This is a genomic window from Labedella gwakjiensis, from assembly GCF_003014675.1.
GTDB classification, from domain to species: domain Bacteria; phylum Actinomycetota; class Actinomycetes; order Actinomycetales; family Microbacteriaceae; genus Labedella; species Labedella gwakjiensis.
The window spans coordinates 256580-272710 of record NZ_PYAU01000001.1 but is presented as its reverse complement, the minus strand read 5'-3'; the positions used below and the strand labels follow the sequence as shown (position 1 = coordinate 272710).

Below are 16131 nucleotides of genomic sequence, written 5' to 3'. Positions count from 1 at the left end.
CGTCCTAGGGTATTGCCACGCCGGGCGGTAGACTGCCAGTGGTCGGTGATTCCCCCCGGCCCTGGGCGCGCACATCGGCGCGCAGACGAACTCGAGCGGTCGCATCGCCACCAGCCGAGTGAACGCCAAACGTCTCCTGCCCCTTCCGATGATTGTCTGTGCCGCGCCATGAGTTCTTCATCCACTCCCTCCCTTCTCACTCCGACCGGATCCGTACCCGCCGGTACCCGCTTCCCCTGGTGGGGCATGGTCGCCCTGTCCGTCGCGACCTTCCTCTCCGTGACCAGCGAGATGATGCCGACGGGCCTCCTCCCGCAGATGAGCGCCGATCTCGACGTGACCCCAGCGGCCGTCGGGCTCCTCGTGACCGTGTTCGCGTTCACCGTCGTCGTGTCGAGCGCCCCCCTCACGGCTCTCACCCTCCGCATCCCGCGGAAGCCGTTCCTCCTCGGCGTCATCGCGGTGCTCGGGTTGTCGAACCTCCTGACCGCCCTCGCCCCCGATTACACGCTCGTCGTGGCGAGCCGGATCCTCGGCGGGATCGCCCATGGACTCTTCTGGTCGACCGTGCCAGCCTATGCAGCCCGTCTGGTCCCGAAGGAGCTGATCGCGCGCGCCGTCTCCGTGACGATCGCCGGCGGGACGCTCGCGTTCGTGCTCGGGGTCCCGCTCGGCACGGCGCTCGGCCAGGCGATCGGGTGGCGGTGGGGCTTCGTCGCGGTGGCCGCGGCCTTCGCGCTCGGCGTCGTCGCCGTCGCGATTCTCCTGCCAGGGGTCGGACCGGCGGAACGACGGACGCCTCACCGTGCGGCGGACGGACGTCGTGCGCTCGACCCGACGACGCTGCCCGTGGCTCTCGTGTGCCTCACCGTCGGAATCGTCATGGTGGGCCACTATGCGATCTACACGTACATCGCCCCGTTCCTCGTGGAGCGCGTCGGCGTCGAGGAGGGCCTCTTCAGCGTCGTCCTCTTCGGCTACGGGATCGCAGGAGCCGTGGGGCTGGCCCTTTCGGGCACGGTCTTCGCGCGTCGCCCGAGCGTCGGCCTCGTCGCGGCACTCGCGGGTTCAGCGGTGTTCGTGACGATCGCGTCGCTCTCCGTCGGCAACGTCGTGGTGGCCCTCGTCGCCGTCATGCTGTGGGGTGTGGCGTTCGGCATGATCCCGCCGCTGATGCAGACGCGCATCCTCCAGGTGGCGAGCACCCGCATCCGCGACACCGCGACGGCGTTCTACACGACGGCGTTCAACATCGGGATCGGAGGAGGCGCGCTCGTGGGGGCGTGGCTGCTCGAGGCGGGCGGGCTCGGAGCCCTTCCTCCGACGCAGATCGTCCTCACGCTCGTGGGGCTCGTCCTCGTCGTCCTCGTCGGCCGTCAGGCGTCCGTCAGTCGCCGTTGACGCCGGCCGGGTCCGTCGCCGCCGCGTTCGCGGCGAAGAGGCTCGCGACGACGTCGATGGATCGCTGCGGGCCGAGCCTGCCGTGGCTGTCCGAGTGGGCGATGGAGATCGTGTGCGGGCCGAGGCCGAGCTGCATCCAGTTGACCCCGTCGTTCCAGTCGCAGGCCGAGTTGGTGCCCGCCGCATCCATCGTGCAGCTGAAATAGGGCGTGCCGTCGACCCAGCCCGCGACGGTGGAACCGGGTGCGCCGTCGCTGAGTCGCAGAGTGAGATCGAACGGCGAGATGACATCGCCGTCTGTGGGACTCACGAAGGTGGGTGCGTCCGAGACACGCGTCTCGATGGAGCTCGCGGGTGATGTGCCCTTTTCGGTGGTCTGTCGCACCGACACGGTGTTCGTCCCCGCCTCCAGATCGCTGAGCTGCGGTGACGTCCATGCGCCCGAGGCGTCGCTCGTGAACTGGGAGAGGACGTCGCCCTCTCCGTCCACGACGGTGATGAGTGCCTCGGGCTCGGACGTTCCGGACAGGATCGGGAAGAACTCGCCGTGTGGTCCAGAGTCGGCTGAGGCGATCAGCGGTGCGGCCGGGAGCGCGGGTTCCGTGGGTGTGGGCTCCGGCGTGGGGGCAGGCGTGGGCTCCGGTGTGGGTGCCGGGGTGGGGGCAGGTGTGGGTGCGGGCGTCGGGTCAGGCGTCGGCTCCTGACCTGACTCGTCCTGCGTCGGTTTCGGGTCAGGGCTGGACGCCGGTGGATCGCTCGCGACCGGTGCCTGAGTCTCCTCCGGTCCGGGAGTGAACGTCATCGGTGAGCCACCACCGGAAGAGGGGATCGAGCCCCCGCCGTCGTCGGAAGGAGGCTCGGAGTATTCGCTGTTCCCGGTCGTCGTCCCGTCGGCGACGGGCTCGGCCGATGACGTGGCGGCGGAGGGGCTGAACGCGAACGCCGCGGCAACGGCGCCGGCCGCGACGAGGGCGATCGCGCCCGACACGATTCCCGTCGAGATGGCTCCGGCTGAGACGGCGCCCGTCGACACGACGGCCGCACTCGAGGCGGCCGCCCCCGAGCCTGCTGCACCGGCACCGGTACCGGCACCTGAGCCGGCAGCACCTGAGCCGGCAGCACCTGAGCCGGCAGCGGCACCGGCGGACCCGCCGATCGAGGCGAGGGCCGTCGGGTCGAGGGGGACGCCGAGCGACATCCCGTGTCCGCCGATGACGGCAGCGGGCATCGCCACCGTGGTGAGCGCGGTGTGAGCGCCCGTCTGCAGCCACGCGAGGTAGCCGGAGGCGCCGACGGTGCCGGCCGCCAGGGGGAGGAGGACGAGCGCGATCCGGGACCCGACCTCCTTGGCCTCGGCCGCGACGATCGTGCAGCGCGCACATGCGTCGAGGTGGGCCTCGATCTTCGAGGTGTCGCGCTTACCGAGCGACCCCCGCGTGTACGAGCCGATGCGCTCGATCGTCCACCGATGCTCGGAGTCCTCCGGAACCGCCGCGATGTGCGCCTGGATCCACGCTTGTCGCAGTCCCTCCCGCGCGCGATAGGCGAGGGCTGCGACGGCGTTCGGCTTCATGGCGAGAAGGGGTGCGACCTGCTGAGGTGTCATCTGCTCGACCTCGCAGTACCAGAGCACCTCCTGCCAGCGCGTGGGCAGGCTGCGGAAGGCTGTGGCGGTGAGGCTGCGGTCGAGCGCCGCCATGGTCTCCTCATCCCGCGACGCCGGGTCCTCGAAGGACTCGAGAGTGTCGATCGACGCCTCGCGTCGCGCCCGACCCCACGCGGACGCCGTGTTGCGGATGGTCGTGAAGAGGTACGGGCGGAACGCGCCGGTGGGTCCGCCGCCCTTCTGGAGCGCCTGGTAGATCTTCGCGAAGGACTCCTGGACGAGGTCGTCGGGGTCGAGGGACGACGTGAACGAACGCGCGACCGTTCGACCGGCGCGGGCGTGTCGTCGCCACAGCTCCCCGTATGCGCTGCCGTCGCCCGCACGCGTGTACAGGATGAGGTCGCCGTCCGACGTGTCCTGCCACGGGGAGTACGCCGAAGCGTCGCCTGAGGCGGCGGCGGCTGCGGCGTCCGGCGATTCTTCCGGCGAGGGGGTGTGGTCGTCGTGCACGACTTCTCCGTCTATGGATCGTGAGCTCGGGGCTGTGGATTCCGAGGCTCTGACTCGTGAGCCCGAGGATGGGCGCATATGGCTTCACCCTGAGAGATGCGCCCGGGTTCCGATCATGACGCCGGTTTCCGATTCTCCTCCACTCCGGACCTCAGTGGAGAGGAATGTTCCACCTGTGGATGACCGTCTCGGAAAAAAATCTCAGAACACGCGTCATGATTCATCGCCATGCCCCTCTCTCAGGGTGACAGCGAGTTCGCGACGACCGGTCCGCCGGGAACACGGCTCGCTCGCCGTCGCCGAGTTTTGCATTCGCGGCGACGGAAGCCGGCACCATCATTCGGCCACGCCGGCACAGACCTGCCTAGTCCTTCGGGACGCAGGACCCGGAGCATCAGGGGACGCGTGAAGCGGAGGCTCCGGATCTCCGGCGGAGGCGGTGGAGCTCGGGGGAGCCCACCGCCTCCGCCCCTCTCCATCGGCGGAACGACCGTTCATACCATGAGCGGAATGCGTCCGTTCCGATCCCGTCCTCGCGGACCGTCTCCTGCAAACGGCTGATAGATTAATAGGGACACCAGGCCGACCACCCCTAGGGACCCCCATGGCGATCATGACAGTGCTCTTCGCGGCTCTGTCGTTCGCGGCCCCTCTCATCGTCCGCCTCCTCGGTCGACGCTCCTTCCTCGTCCTCGCGCTCGTACCCATAGCGGCATTCGTCCATACCCTCGCGGCCACGCCCATCGTCTCGGCGCCCGAAGGCACCGTCACGGAATCGTGGTCGTGGATACCTCAGCTCGGCATCGAGCTGAGCTTCCGGATGGATGCGCTCGCGTGGTTGCTCGCGCTCGTCGTGACGGGTGTCGGAGCCCTCGTCCTCATCTACTGCGCGTCCTACTTCTCCGACAACGAACCGTCGCTCGGGCGTTTCGCCGCACTCCTGCTCGGGTTCGCCGGCACGATGTACGGTCTCGTCACGTCGGACGACGTGATCGTCATGTTCATGTACTGGGAGATCACGAGCGTGCTCTCCTACCTCCTCATCGGCCACTACACGGGTCGTAAGGAGAGCAGGGGAGCGGCACTCCAGGCGCTGCTCGTCACCACGCTCGGCGGGCTCGTCATGCTGGTCGGCGTCGTCATCCTCAGCATCGAGGCCGGGACGACCCGCATCTCCGAGCTCGTCGCGAGCCCGCCGGAGGGGGTCGCGCCGTCGATCGCGATCGTCCTCGTCCTCGTCGGCGCGATGTCCAAGTCGGCGATCGTCCCGTTCCACTTCTGGCTCCCCGCCGCCATGGCAGCCCCGACGCCTGTGAGCGCCTACCTGCATGCCGCAGCGATGGTCAAGGCCGGCATCTACCTCGTGGCGCGCTTCGCCCCCGGATACGCGGAGTCGCCCGGGTGGATCCCCGTCGTCGTCGGCTTCGGCGTGTTCACGATGCTCGTCGGAGCCTGGCGGTCGTTACGTCAGTACGACCTCAAGCTCGTGCTCGCCTACGGGACGGTGAGCCAGCTCGGTTTCCTGTTCGTCATCGTGGGATTCGGGACGCGCGACGCGGCGCTCGCCGGCGCGACGATGCTCCTCGCCCACGCCGTCTACAAGGCAGGGCTCTTCCTCACCGTCGGCATCATCGACCACCGCACGGGCACGCGAGACTGGAGGAAACTCTCGGGGCTCGCCCGGTCGATGCCCGTGCTGGCCGTGTCCGCGGCGATCTCCACGGCGTCGATGGCCGGCATCATCCCGCTCATCGGCTTCGTCGGAAAGGAGGCGGTGTTCACCGCGTTCATCGAGGCGGGCCTGGGCGGCGACGTCTGGGCGTGGGTCGCCCTCGTCGGAACCGCCGTCGGGTCCGTGCTCACCGTCGCGTACAGCGCGCGGTTCCTGTGGGGCGCCTTCGCCAACCGGAAGACGAACGAGCCCGTCGAGATCCATCGCGACAGCGGCATGATCGTCGCCGCGCCGCTCGTCCTCGCCGTCGCCGGTATCGCGCTCGGCGTCACGGTCTCGCTCCTCGATCCGCTCCTCGCCGCCTACGCCGACACGCTCGGCGACGGCGACTATCACCTCGCCCTCTGGCACGGTCTCGAGCCGGCTCTCTTCCTCTCCGCCGCGGTCATCGCCCTCGGTCTCGGCCTGTTCGCCGCCCGTCGCACCGTCGCTCGTCTCCAGGCCACGGTGCCGGATACGGTCGATGCCTCGCGCGGCTACTGGACGACGGTGAACGCCCTCGACCGCACGGCGGCGCGCATCACCCTGTTCGCGCAGCGCGGAGGTCTCCCGCAGTACCTCACCACGATCGTCGTGGTCTTCATCCTCGTGGTAGGCGGTGCGCTCATCGCCACGAGCACGTGGCCGACGGCCATCCGTCTCTACGACTATCCGCTGCAGGCCGTGATCGCTGCCTGCATGATCGTCGCGACGATCATGGCCGCACGCGCACGACAGCGCATGACCGCCGTCCTGCTGGCCGGAGTCACGGGCTTCGGGCTCGTCGCCCTCTTCGGCCTCCACGGTGCACCGGATCTCGCGCTCACTCAGGCGCTCGTCGAGCTCGCGACGATCGTGACGTTCATCCTGGTGCTGCGCCGCCTTCCCCACAAGATCTCGCAGCACAACAAGCCGGTGAGGAAGCGTCGTCGTGCCGTCATCGGCATCCTCTTCGGCGCGACGATGTCCGTGATCGCCGCCGTCGCCCTCTCCTCCCGGCAGGCGGAGAGCATCGCGGGCGAGTTGCCGCGCCTGTCGCTCGAGGAGGGCCACGGTCGCAACATCGTCAATGTGATGCTCGTCGACATCCGGGCCTGGGACACGATGAACGAGATCGCCGTGCTCGTCGTGGTGGCCACCGGAATCGCGAGCCTCCTCTTCGTCTCCGGGCGTTCGGGCACCCCCCAGCGCATCCCGGGAGCACGCCGGCAGCGCGCGAACCGGCGGTCCGTGCCGACCGATCTCGCGGGATCGACGGGACTCTCCGGGGCGAGCGAGTCGCCGGCGGCCATCGCCGCAGGACACGACGGCGGCGAACACGTCGACCGCTCGGACGACGAGACGCGCCACGCACATTCAGAGCCCGCCGAGAACGAGCCGAAGGTCGCGACGACCACGACCCCGGCCGAGCGGCTCGCCTCGGGCGAGCGGCAGTCGTGGCTCCTGGCCGGACGCACGATCCGGGACGAGAACCGATCCGTCCTGCTCGAGATCCTCGTCCGCCTGCTCTTCCACCCCGCGATCGTCGTCTCGATCTTCCTGCTCTTCACCGGGCACAACACGCCGGGAGGCGGCTTCGCCGGTGGGCTCCTCGCCGGCCTCGCCCTCGTCGCCCGGTACCTCGCGGGCGGTCGGTACGAGCTCGCCGAGGCTGTCCCGATCGACGCGGGCAAGCTCCTCGGCGCCGGAATCCTGCTGGCGGTCGGCACGGCCGCCGCGTCGCTGTTCTTCGGGGCCGACGCGCTCACCTCCGCCTACCTCGAGACGGACGTCCCCATTCTCGGACACCTGTCGATCGGCACCTCCACGATCTTCGACATCGGCGTGTACCTCGTGGTCGTCGGCCTCACCGTCGACATCCTCCGGAGCCTCGGCGGGGAGATCGACCGTCAGCAGGAGGACGCGGAATTGGACCCCGAGGCCGAGGACGACTTCTCGACGACGGAGGCGAGTCGATGAGCGCATCCCTCACCCTCGTGATCCTCATGGGCGTCATGTACGCCGTCGGGATCTACGTCATGCTCGAGCGCAGCCTGACGCGCGTGCTCATCGGTTTCCTGCTCGTGGGGAACGCCACGAACATCCTGATCTTCATCATGAGCGGGGGGAGCGGCAGCCCTCCCCTCGTGACGGGCACCGAATCCGACGCCGACATGGTCGATCCCGTTCCGCAAGTGCTCATGCTCACCGCGATCGTGATCAACTTCGGCATCACGGCGTTCCTCCTCGCGCTCATCTACCGCTCCTGGTGGCTCGCACAGCTCGGCGAGGAGGGCGACACGTTGCCCGACGAGCACGAGGGCGAGACGAGGGCGCAGACCGAGTCGAGCTTCGACCCCCTCGACCTCGACGACGCAGCGGTGCACGACGTCCTCCGAGCGAGCGACGAGCGTCCGGGCGAAGACGACGCACCATCGACCACGCCTCATGACGACACGAGGGAGGAGCGCCGATGAACGCCATCGTCCCCCTCGTGGTGATGCTGCCGCTCCTCGGAGCGGCGGTCGCCCTGACCCTCGGCAAGCACCCGAAGATCCAGATCGCGGTGAGCACGATCGTGCTCACCGCGGTGTCGGCGCTCTCCATCATGCTGCTCGTGTACGTCGACAGCACCGGTCCGGCCGTCGTCCACGTGGGCGGATGGGAGGCGCCGTTCGGGATCGTCCTCGTCGCCGACCGTCTCGCCGCGATCATGCTCGTGGTCTCGTCGCTCATGCTGCTCGGCGTGCTCATCTTCGCCGTCGGGCAGGGCATCGCCGACCGCGACAGCAACCCGCCGCCCGTCTCGATCTTCCACCCGACGTATCTCGTCCTCGCCGCTGGAGTCTTCGACGCCTTCGTCGCAGGCGACCTCTTCAACCTCTACGTCGCCTTCGAGATGCTGCTCGCGGCGAGCTATGTCCTCCTCACGCTCGGCGGCACCGGTGCGCGGATCCGCGCAGGCGTCACCTACATCGTCGTGAGCCTGATGTCGTCGATCATCTTCGTGGCGTCGATCGCGCTCATCTACGGAGCAACGGGAACGGTCACGATCGCGCTCATCTCGGAGCGTGTGCGCGACCTCCCGCCCAACATCCAGCTCGTGCTCTGTCTCGCGCTGCTCGTGGGCTTCAGCGTGAAGGCCGCCCTGTTCCCCCTGTCGTTCTGGTTGCCCGACTCGTACCCGACGGCGCCGGCCCCCGTCACGGCGGTGTTCGCCGGACTGCTGACGAAGGTGGGCATCTACGCGATCATCCGGGTCGACACCGTCCTCTTCGTCGATGTGCCGCTCCAGACCCCGCTCCTCATCGTGGCGGCCGTCACGATGGTCGTCGGCATCCTCGGGGCGGTCGCACAGGCCGACATCAAGCGATTGCTGTCGTTCACGCTCGTGAGCCACATCGGATACATGGTGTTCGGCATCGCGATCGGCAGTGAGGCGGCGACGACCTCGACGATCTACTACGTCGTGCACCACATCGTCGTGCAGACAGCGCTCTTCCTCGTCGCGGGGCTCATCGAACGGGTGGGAGGGTCGACATCGCTCAGCCGGCTCGGGGGTCTGTTGACGGCCGCTCCCGTCGTCGCCGTGCTGTACTTCATCGGCGCGCTCAACCTCGGGGGGATCCCGCCGTTCTCCGGATTCCTCGGGAAGGTCGGCCTCTTCCGGGCGGGCGCCGAGTCCGGCACGCCCCTCGACTACGTCGTCATCGCCGCCGGCGCCGCGACGAGCCTCGTGACCCTCTACGCGCTCGCCCGTGTGTGGAACATGGCGTTCTGGCGTCGTCGTCGCGAAGTCGAGGGCTACTCGTCCTCGCTCATGGCGTCCCTCAACGAGAACCCGGAGGACGACGGCCGCGTCGCGCTCAAGACGGTCTCCCCGCTCATGGTCTCGGCGACCGCCGGCCTCGTGGCCCTCACCGTCGCCCTCACGGTCTTCGCCGGTCCGCTCTTCGGCCTCGCCGAACGGGCTGCGGAGAACGTCGAGGATCCGTCCGTCTACGTCGGAGCGGTGTTCACGGAGGAGGTGCCCTGATGCAGCAGCGGGAACACGCGAGCTTCGGGAGCCGGGTCCTGCTCTTCGCCGGCCTCGTCCTGCTGTGGGCGATGCTGTGGGGTCAGTTCACGGTGCTGTCGCTGCTCACCGGTATCGGGGTCGCCGCGATCGTGACGATCCTCTTCTACCTTCCGGCGATCCAGTTCTCGCGGCGCTTGAACCCCCTGCGCGCGGCCTACTTCTTCGTCCGACTCATGGTCGACATCCTCATCGCCTCCTTCCAGGTGGCGTGGATCGTCCTGAAGCCGGGGAGCCCGCCGCAGAACTCGATCGTGGCCGTGCAGCTGCGGACGCGCTCCGATCTGATCACGATGTGGGTGGCCGAGGCGCTCTCCCTCGTTCCGGGCTCGATCGTCGTCGACCTCGACAGGGGGGAGTCGATCCTGTACCTCCACGTGCTCGACACGGATGACGACCACGACGTCGAGGTCGCTCGGCAGCGGGTGCTCGCGACGGAGAAGCGGATCGTGCGCGGCTTCGGATCCGCGCACGACGTCGAACTCGTGTGCGGCCGGACGTCGCCGCCCGCGCCGGGCAGCGGATTCGCTCCCGCCGAAACGGAAGGGAAGCGCTGATGGAGATCGCTCTCGTCGTGGCCGGAGTCATGTTCGGTATCGGAGCCCTGGCATCGATCTACCGGATCGTGGTCGGCCCGAGCCTGCTCGACCGGGTCATCGCGTCGGACGTGCTCGTCGTCACCATCATGTGCGTGCTCGGAGCAGAGATGGCGGTCAACCATCACACGGACACGCTGCCGGTGATGTTGGCCCTCGCGATGTTCGGCATCGTCGGTTCCGTGAGCGTCGCCCGCTTCATGGCGAAGCAGGACACGACATGAGCGCCGAGTGGAGTGAGGCCATCACCGCGTCGTTCATCGTGGTGTCGGCGTTCCTGTGTGCTGCCGCCGGTATCGGACTGCTGCGGTTCCCCGACGTCCTGTCGCGACTGCACGCCGCGACGAAACCCCAGATCCTCGGTCTCGGACTCATCGTCGTCGACGTCGCGGTGTCCAACGTCAGTCTCGGAACCGTGGCGTTCGCCATCGCGATCCTCTTCTTCCAGGGGCTCACCGCGCCGATCTCCGCCCACATGGTGGGGCGGGCCGCCTACCGCGGCGATCACCTTCGCCGCGACCTGCTCGTGACCGACGAACTCGCTGACGCCGTGCGTCGAGCGGATGCACGGACGGAGAGTCGGCGGTCGGACGATACCGCTGCCGACGAATCGTCCGACAACTGACGTTTTCCGTCCCGAGCGGCCATCGTATGCGGGACGGCCGAGCTGTGGGACGGCCGGGGCCGGACGCTAGGACTCGCGTTCGCCGGCGACCCAGACGGCGTCGACCGTGAGGTCGTCGGCGAGGAGGACGGCGTCGCCCGCACTGCCGACGGCGAGCGAACCCAGCTCGGGTGAACGGCCGACGACTCGGGCCGGGGTCTCCGTGAGGGCGCGGACGGCTTCGACCATCGGCACGCCGGCCGCCAGGACGGTGCGCAGTGCTCCGTCCTGGGTGAGCGTGGATCCCGCTATGACGTCGGTCCCGGTGAGGCGCGCGACCCCCTCGTGCACGGTCACGGAGAGCCCCCCGAGCTCGTAGTCGCCGTCCGGCGCATCGGCGGCCGCCATGGCGTCCGTGACGAGGGCGATGTGTCCAGGTGCCGCGGCGAAGGCCAGTGCGAGGACGGGTGGGGAGACGTGCACGCCGTCGGCGATGAGTTCGAGCACCACGTCGTCGTTCCCGATCGCGACCGGGATGGGGCCAGGGTGACGGTGGTGGATCCCGGGCATCGCGTTGAACGCGTGTGTGAGGAGGGTCGCCCCTGCGGAGAATGCCGCGCGGGCGACGTCGGCATCGCCCGTCGTGTGACCGACGGCTACGATCACGCCGGCGGCCCGCAGCGTCCTGATCGCCTCGAGGACGCCGGGGAGCTCCGGCGCGATCGTGATCTGCAGGAGGTGACCGCGTGCGGCTTCGAGGAGGAGCGCCACCGCTTCGGGCGTCGGAGGGATGAGCGCTGCGGGATCGTGCGCTCCCCGGTTGTCCTGCGACAGGAACGGTCCCTCGAGGTGGGCGCCGAGGATGGTGGGGTCGGTCGATGCGAGGTCGGCGACGGCGGAGAGTCGCGACGCGAGTTCGTCGAGGGGGGCCGAGACGAGGGAGATCGCGCTGCGCGTGGTGCCGTGCAGGCGATGCGTCGCCAGGACGCGCCGCATCGCGTCGGCTCCGTCGTCGACGGAGGCGCCGCCGCCTCCGTGCACGTGCAGATCGATGAAACCGGGCACGAGGAACCGACCCGCGGCGTCGACGACGTCCGATCGGCCGTCTTCGGCATGAGTCAGCCACCCGTCGCCTGTTCCCCGTCCCTCGACGCTGCCGTCGTCTCCGCCGCCGAGGAGGACCCAGGCGTCGTCCGTCTCGAGGCCGTCGCTCACGAGCCGGGCGGAATGGATGATCGTCCGAGAGCTCATGACCAGTCGACCCCCTCTGCGCGTGTGTAGCCGATACCGAGGGCGTCGAGCCGCGGTTGCCATCCGACCAGGCGTCGACGGAACGACGACCACGTGCGTTCGGGCGACTCGGAGGGGCGCGGGGACCACGCGATCTCCGCCGCGGCCAGCAGTCGGGGGAACGCGAGAGCGTCGATGTCCGCGAGCGACTCGATCGTCTCCGACCAGAGAGGGGCCTCGATCCCGAGGATCGCGTCGGGGGACAACCCGGCGATCACCTCGTCGGGCTCCCAGGAATAGGACGTCTCGACGTTCGTCGGGCCGTCGGCCCAGACCAGGCCGAGGGGGTCGTCGTCCGCGTGCTTCATGTCGACGTAGATGGCGTCGGCGGGGGAGAGGATCACGGCTCCGGCGTTCTCGACGAAGCGCCGTGTCTGATCCGCCGACCGGCCGCGGGGGATGAGGTAGTCCCAGTACTGCCCGATCGTGCCGGGCGGCAGCTCGGCACTCGCGCCCGCCTCGTGCCAGAACACGAGGGTCTTGCCCGTCGTGGACGCTGCGGCGCTCGCGCGGGCGAGGAAGTCGAGGTAGTCCTCCTCCGACGTGGAGAGGGATTCGTCGCCGCCGAGGTGCAGGTACGGCCCGGGTGTGAGCGCCGCGATCTCGCGGGTGACGTCAGCGACGAACCGATGGACGACGTCCGACCGGGTGTCGACGGTGGAGAAGCCCACCTCGACACCGCCGTAGGGTGCGAACTCGGGAGCAGGCGTGTCGTCCTCCGGACGTTCGGCCGAATCGGGAGCACCGGCGTAGAGGGGGGGAGCGAGCTCGGGGTAGGCGACGATCGCGGCGTGGGTGTGGCCGGGGAGGTCGATCTCGGGCACCACCGTGACGAAGCGTTCGGCGGCGTAGGCAACGATCTCGCGGTAGTCGTCGTGCGTGTAGAAGCCGCCGGCGCCCCCTCCGACGGCACCGGAGGAGCCGCGTTCGGTCAGGCGGGGCCACGAGTCGATGTGCAGCCGCCACCCCTGGTCGTCGCTCAGGTGCAGGTGCAGGTGGTTGAGCTTGGCGAGTGCGATGCGGTCGATGTAGGACTTCACGGTGTCGACGTCGAAGAAGTGGCGGGCGACGTCGAGCATCGCCCCGCGGTACCGGAAGCGCGGAGCGTCGTGGATGTGGAGGGCTGGGATGCTCCGAGCCCCTCCGCGGCCGCTCGACAGGAACTGCGCGAGGGTCTGCGCTCCGTAGAAGATGCCGGCGGGGGAGGCCGCCGTGATGCTGATGCCGCGGTCGCTCACGCTGAGGGCGTACGCCTCGGAGTCCTGGGTCCGATTCGCGCCGCCGTCGGCATCGGGGCGGAGCTCGAGGCCGAGGGTCGCCGGCCCGATCGCGTCGTCCGGCTCTGCATCGACGAGCGTGACGCCCTCCGCGCGCAGGAGGTCGACGACGAGGGGCGTGACGGTCGCGAGCCCGGCGTGCGGGGACGAGAGCCGGAGTCGATCGCCGACGACGAGCGGCCCACCGTCCCCGGCCGTGAGCGATCGCGGCGTGGGGATGAGGAGGTCGTGGAGGGGAAGGGCCGCGTTCTCGGTCGGATGCGTCATTCGCCGACCGCCCCGTCGAGCAGTTCGCGCAGGATGTCGATGTGTCCGCAGTGGCGGCCCGTCTCCTCGATCATGTGCACGAGGATCCACCGCAGGTGGTACCGCCCGTCGCGACCGGCCGAGGGATCGTCGAGATCGAATCGCGCCGCGACCGTGCGAGACTCGGCGCACGCCGCCTCGTAGTCGGCGACGACCTCGGCGAGGGTGTCGTGCTCCGTGACCCGGAACTCGCCATCGCGGTCCTCCTCCGACCACCGGGACGGGACATCAGCTTCCCCCGCCATCGCCTCGCGGAACCAGGACCGCTCGACATCGGCGAGGTGGCGGATGAGCCCGGAGACGGTGGTGAGGCTCGGGAGCACGCGGCGTGCGGCATCGGCGTCCGACAGCCCCGTGGCCTTGTAGACGACACTGGCGCGGAGGAAGTCGAGGAACCCCTCGATCGTCTCGCGTTCTCCGCCCCGCTCGGGAGGCTCCGGTCGGGTGTCCTCCGGAAGTGCGCCCGTCGAGCTCGTCATGCCCACACGGTATCGCGAGCCCCCGACACCGGGCGGTCGACACCCGACGTCGGGCCGATCCGGGGTCAGCCGACCCGTGCGATGTCGGAGGTGTCCGTCAGACTCGTCCCATGGCCCGTCGCACCCCTCCATCCCGCACCTCACCGGAACCCCGCATCTCACCCGTCCGTCTTCCGTCTCTCGACGACGGCGATCGGGTCGAACTCGCCGAGGGCTCGTCGCACGACGCACGTCGCTACAGCGATCTCGACCTCTCCGGTCTCGACCTCGCCGACGTGCGCTTCAGCGAGTGCGCGTTCGACACCGTCCGCTCCGACGCGGCGAAGCTGAGGGGTGCGCGACTCAGCGACTGCACGATCGATCGCCTCGAGGCGCCCGTCGTCGACGCGCCGTCCTCGTTCTGGCGTGACGTCTCGATCACCGCCTCGCGCTCCGGCTCGAGCGATCTGTACGACGCCGAGCTGCGGTCCGTCGCGATCAGGCAGTCCAAGTTCGGCTACCTCAACCTCCGTGGAGCGCGGATCACCGACGTCCTCATCGAGGACACGGCGTTCGAGGAACTCGATCTCGGCGGGGCGGAGGTCACGCGACTCGCCCTTCCGGGCTGCCGCATCGGGGTGCTCGACGTGTCTCGTGCGCGGCTCGTCGACCTCGATCTGCGGGAGGCCGAGTTCTCGTCCATCACCGGTGTCGAGACCCTGCGAGGCGCCATCATCTCGGAGACCCAGCTGGCCGAGTTCGCGCCCCTGTTCGCGGCAGCGCTGGGGGTCCGCGTCGAGTGAATCCGACCGCCCCTCGAGTGAATCCGACGGAGGAGCCGAGTGCCGTCCTGTTATGCTGATCCCGTCGCAACTGGCGTTTGGCTGATGCCTCGCATCTGCCGGAGATGGTCACCATCGGGGAGCGACTGACACGGATTCGGCCGTACGCCTGGGCCGATACGGAGCACCCCCACGTCCGCCGCTGTCAGAAGGAGTCAGCCTCAATGACCACAGAATCGTCGACACCCGTATCCACGGGCCAGAACCTCTTCAACGCCCCGCTCAGCGAGGTCGACCCGGAGATCGCCGCCGTCCTCGAGCAGGAGCTCGGTCGCCAGCGCGACTACCTCGAGATGATCGCGAGCGAGAACTTCGTTCCCGTCTCGGTCCTGCAGTCGCAGGGCTCCGTGCTCACCAACAAGTACGCAGAGGGCTACCCCGGCCGCCGCTACTACGGCGGATGCGAGTACGTGGACATCGCGGAGTCGCTCGCGATCGAGCGGGCCAAGAGCCTCTTCGGCGCGGCATACGCGAACGTCCAGCCGCACTCCGGCGCGAGCGCCAACGCCGCCGTCCTCTCCGCCATCGCGCAGCCCGGCGACACGATCCTCGGCCTCGAGCTGTCCCACGGCGGCCACCTCACGCACGGCATGAAGCTCAACTTCTCCGGCAAGCTCTACAACGCCGTCGCCTACGGCGTCGACCCCGAGTCGATGCTCGTCGACATGGAGGATGTGCGCGCGAAGGCTCGCGAGCACAAGCCCCGCGTCATCATCGCCGGGTGGTCCGCCTACCCGCGCCAGCTCGACTTCGCCCTCTTCCGCGAGATCGCCGACGAGGTCGGCGCCACGCTCTGGGTCGACATGGCGCATTTCGCCGGTCTCGTCGCCGCTGGCCTCCACCCGTCTCCCGTGCCCCACGCGCACGTCGTCAGCTCCACCGTGCACAAGACGATCGGCGGACCGCGCTCCGGCTTCATCCTCACCAACGAGCAGGACCTCGCGAAGAAGCTCAACTCGAACGTCTTCCCCGGCCAGCAGGGCGGGCCGCTCATGCACGTCATCGCGGCGAAGGCCACGGCGTTCAAGCTCGCCGCATCCGAGGACTTCAAGGACCGCCAGGCGCGCACCATCCGCGGCGCGCAGATCCTCGCGGAGCGCCTCACGGCCGACGACTCGAAGGCCACGGGCCTCGACGTGCTCACGGGGGGCACCGACGTGCACCTCGTTCTCGCCGACCTCCGCAACTCGGAGCTCGACGGCAAGCAGGCGGAGGACGTGCTGCACGATGTGCGCATCACGGTGAACCGCAACTCGGTTCCGTTCGACCCGCGACCGCCGATGGTCACGTCGGGCCTCCGCATCGGCACGCCGGCTCTCGCCACGCGTGGTTTCGGCGAGACCGAGTTCACCGAGGTCGCCGACGTCATCGCGCTCGCGCTGCGTCCGGGTGCCGACGTCGATGGGCTGCGTGACCGGGTCGCGGCGCTCGCCGACGCTTTCCCGCTCTACCCCGGCCTTCAGCAGTAGGCGCCGG

13 protein-coding genes and 1 riboswitch are annotated in these 16131 nt (G+C 69.2%); of the genes, 9 read left to right on the top strand and 4 right to left on the bottom strand.

Annotated features, from left to right (window positions below; translation table 11 throughout):
• Positions 1-168 precede the first annotated feature (168 nt).
• Complete coding sequence (locus CLV49_RS01245; RefSeq protein WP_106561906.1) at positions 169-1401, top strand: MFS transporter; 1233 nt, start codon at positions 169-171, stop codon at positions 1399-1401.
• Here the strand turns inward: CLV49_RS01245 and CLV49_RS01240 are convergent.
• A complete protein-coding gene (locus CLV49_RS01240) occupies positions 1388-3517 on the bottom strand; it encodes a sigma-70 family RNA polymerase sigma factor (protein ID WP_158261875.1) in 2130 nt (709 codons plus the stop codon). The two genes, CLV49_RS01245 and CLV49_RS01240, sit on opposite strands and share 14 nt — an antisense overlap.
• Positions 3518-4121: 604 nt before the next feature.
• Between CLV49_RS01240 and CLV49_RS01235 the strand changes: the two genes are divergently transcribed.
• Genes CLV49_RS01235 through mnhG form a run of 6 tightly spaced genes read left to right on the top strand, consistent with a single transcriptional unit; the run spans position 4122 to position 10503 of the window.
• Positions 4122-7187 carry a Na+/H+ antiporter subunit A gene (locus tag CLV49_RS01235; protein WP_106561904.1) on the top strand — a complete coding sequence of 1022 codons (3066 nt, stop codon included), beginning with the start codon at positions 4122-4124 and terminating at the stop codon, positions 7185-7187.
• A complete protein-coding gene (locus CLV49_RS01230; protein ID WP_106561903.1) occupies positions 7184-7684 on the top strand; it encodes a sodium:proton antiporter in 501 nt (166 codons plus the stop codon). The genes CLV49_RS01235 and CLV49_RS01230 overlap by 4 nt, the downstream gene beginning before the upstream one ends.
• Positions 7681-9243, top strand: coding sequence for a Na+/H+ antiporter subunit D (locus CLV49_RS01225; RefSeq protein ID WP_106561902.1), 1563 nt, complete (start codon positions 7681-7683; stop codon positions 9241-9243). Before CLV49_RS01230 ends, CLV49_RS01225 begins: the two co-directional genes overlap by 4 nt.
• Positions 9243-9839: a Na+/H+ antiporter subunit E gene (locus tag CLV49_RS01220; protein WP_106561901.1), complete on the top strand. Its 597-nt coding sequence runs from the start codon at positions 9243-9245 to the stop codon at positions 9837-9839. Before CLV49_RS01225 ends, CLV49_RS01220 begins: the two co-directional genes overlap by 1 nt.
• Positions 9839-10102 carry an MrpF/PhaF family protein gene (locus CLV49_RS01215; protein ID WP_106561900.1) on the top strand — a complete coding sequence of 88 codons (264 nt, stop codon included), beginning with the start codon at positions 9839-9841 and terminating at the stop codon, positions 10100-10102. Before CLV49_RS01220 ends, CLV49_RS01215 begins: the two co-directional genes overlap by 1 nt.
• Positions 10099-10503 carry a monovalent cation/H(+) antiporter subunit G gene (gene mnhG / locus CLV49_RS01210; protein ID WP_106561899.1) on the top strand — a complete coding sequence of 135 codons (405 nt, stop codon included), beginning with the start codon at positions 10099-10101 and terminating at the stop codon, positions 10501-10503. The genes CLV49_RS01215 and mnhG overlap by 4 nt, the downstream gene beginning before the upstream one ends.
• 66 nt (positions 10504-10569) lie before the next feature.
• On the opposite strand, the gene nagA is transcribed toward mnhG, so the two are convergent.
• The 3 genes from nagA to CLV49_RS01195 are packed head-to-tail and all read right to left on the bottom strand — an operon-like array spanning position 10570 to position 13834.
• A complete protein-coding gene (gene nagA / locus CLV49_RS01205; protein WP_106561898.1) occupies positions 10570-11733 on the bottom strand; it encodes an N-acetylglucosamine-6-phosphate deacetylase in 1164 nt (387 codons plus the stop codon).
• Positions 11730-13316 (bottom strand): family 20 glycosylhydrolase, encoded by a 1587-nt coding sequence (locus tag CLV49_RS01200; protein ID WP_106561897.1) that lies wholly within the window; start codon positions 13314-13316, stop codon positions 11730-11732. The genes nagA and CLV49_RS01200 overlap by 4 nt, the downstream gene beginning before the upstream one ends.
• Positions 13313-13834 (bottom strand): DinB family protein, encoded by a 522-nt coding sequence (locus tag CLV49_RS01195; protein ID WP_106564808.1) that lies wholly within the window; start codon positions 13832-13834, stop codon positions 13313-13315. Before CLV49_RS01195 ends, CLV49_RS01200 begins: the two co-directional genes overlap by 4 nt.
• Before the next feature lie 110 nt (positions 13835-13944).
• Here CLV49_RS01195 and CLV49_RS01190 point away from each other — a divergent pair, with 110 nt between their 5' ends.
• On the top strand, positions 13945-14616 hold the full coding sequence (locus CLV49_RS01190; protein ID WP_106561896.1) for a pentapeptide repeat-containing protein: 672 nt from the start codon (positions 13945-13947) through the stop codon (positions 14614-14616).
• A 56-nt stretch (positions 14617-14672) separates the two neighbouring features.
• Positions 14673-14777: riboswitch (ZMP/ZTP riboswitch) on the top strand.
• Positions 14778-14819: 42 nt separating this feature from the next.
• On the top strand, positions 14820-16124 hold the full coding sequence (gene glyA / locus CLV49_RS01185; protein ID WP_106561895.1) for a serine hydroxymethyltransferase: 1305 nt from the start codon (positions 14820-14822) through the stop codon (positions 16122-16124).
• Positions 16125-16131: the final 7 nt, after the last annotated feature.

Bases quoted from the DNA above. Each gene is read 5' to 3' on its own strand.
- CLV49_RS01220 (WP_106561901.1), top strand. From the start codon at position 9,243: ATGCAGCAGCGGGAACACGCGAGCTTCGGGAGCCGGGTCCTGCTCTTC.
- CLV49_RS01225 (WP_106561902.1), top strand. From the start codon at position 7,681: ATGAACGCCATCGTCCCCCTCGTGGTGATGCTGCCGCTCCTCGGAGCG.
- CLV49_RS01200 (WP_106561897.1), bottom strand. From the start codon at position 13,316: ATGACGCATCCGACCGAGAACGCGGCCCTTCCCCTCCACGACCTCCTC.
- glyA (WP_106561895.1), top strand. From the start codon at position 14,820: ATGACCACAGAATCGTCGACACCCGTATCCACGGGCCAGAACCTCTTC.
- CLV49_RS01245 (WP_106561906.1), top strand. From the start codon at position 169: ATGAGTTCTTCATCCACTCCCTCCCTTCTCACTCCGACCGGATCCGTA.
- CLV49_RS01235 (WP_106561904.1), top strand. From the start codon at position 4,122: ATGGCGATCATGACAGTGCTCTTCGCGGCTCTGTCGTTCGCGGCCCCT.
- CLV49_RS01190 (WP_106561896.1), top strand. From the start codon at position 13,945: ATGGCCCGTCGCACCCCTCCATCCCGCACCTCACCGGAACCCCGCATC.
- mnhG (WP_106561899.1), top strand. From the start codon at position 10,099: ATGAGCGCCGAGTGGAGTGAGGCCATCACCGCGTCGTTCATCGTGGTG.
- CLV49_RS01230 (WP_106561903.1), top strand. From the start codon at position 7,184: ATGAGCGCATCCCTCACCCTCGTGATCCTCATGGGCGTCATGTACGCC.
- nagA (WP_106561898.1), bottom strand. From the start codon at position 11,733: ATGAGCTCTCGGACGATCATCCATTCCGCCCGGCTCGTGAGCGACGGC.
- CLV49_RS01195 (WP_106564808.1), bottom strand. From the start codon at position 13,834: ATGACGAGCTCGACGGGCGCACTTCCGGAGGACACCCGACCGGAGCCT.
- CLV49_RS01215 (WP_106561900.1), top strand. From the start codon at position 9,839: ATGGAGATCGCTCTCGTCGTGGCCGGAGTCATGTTCGGTATCGGAGCC.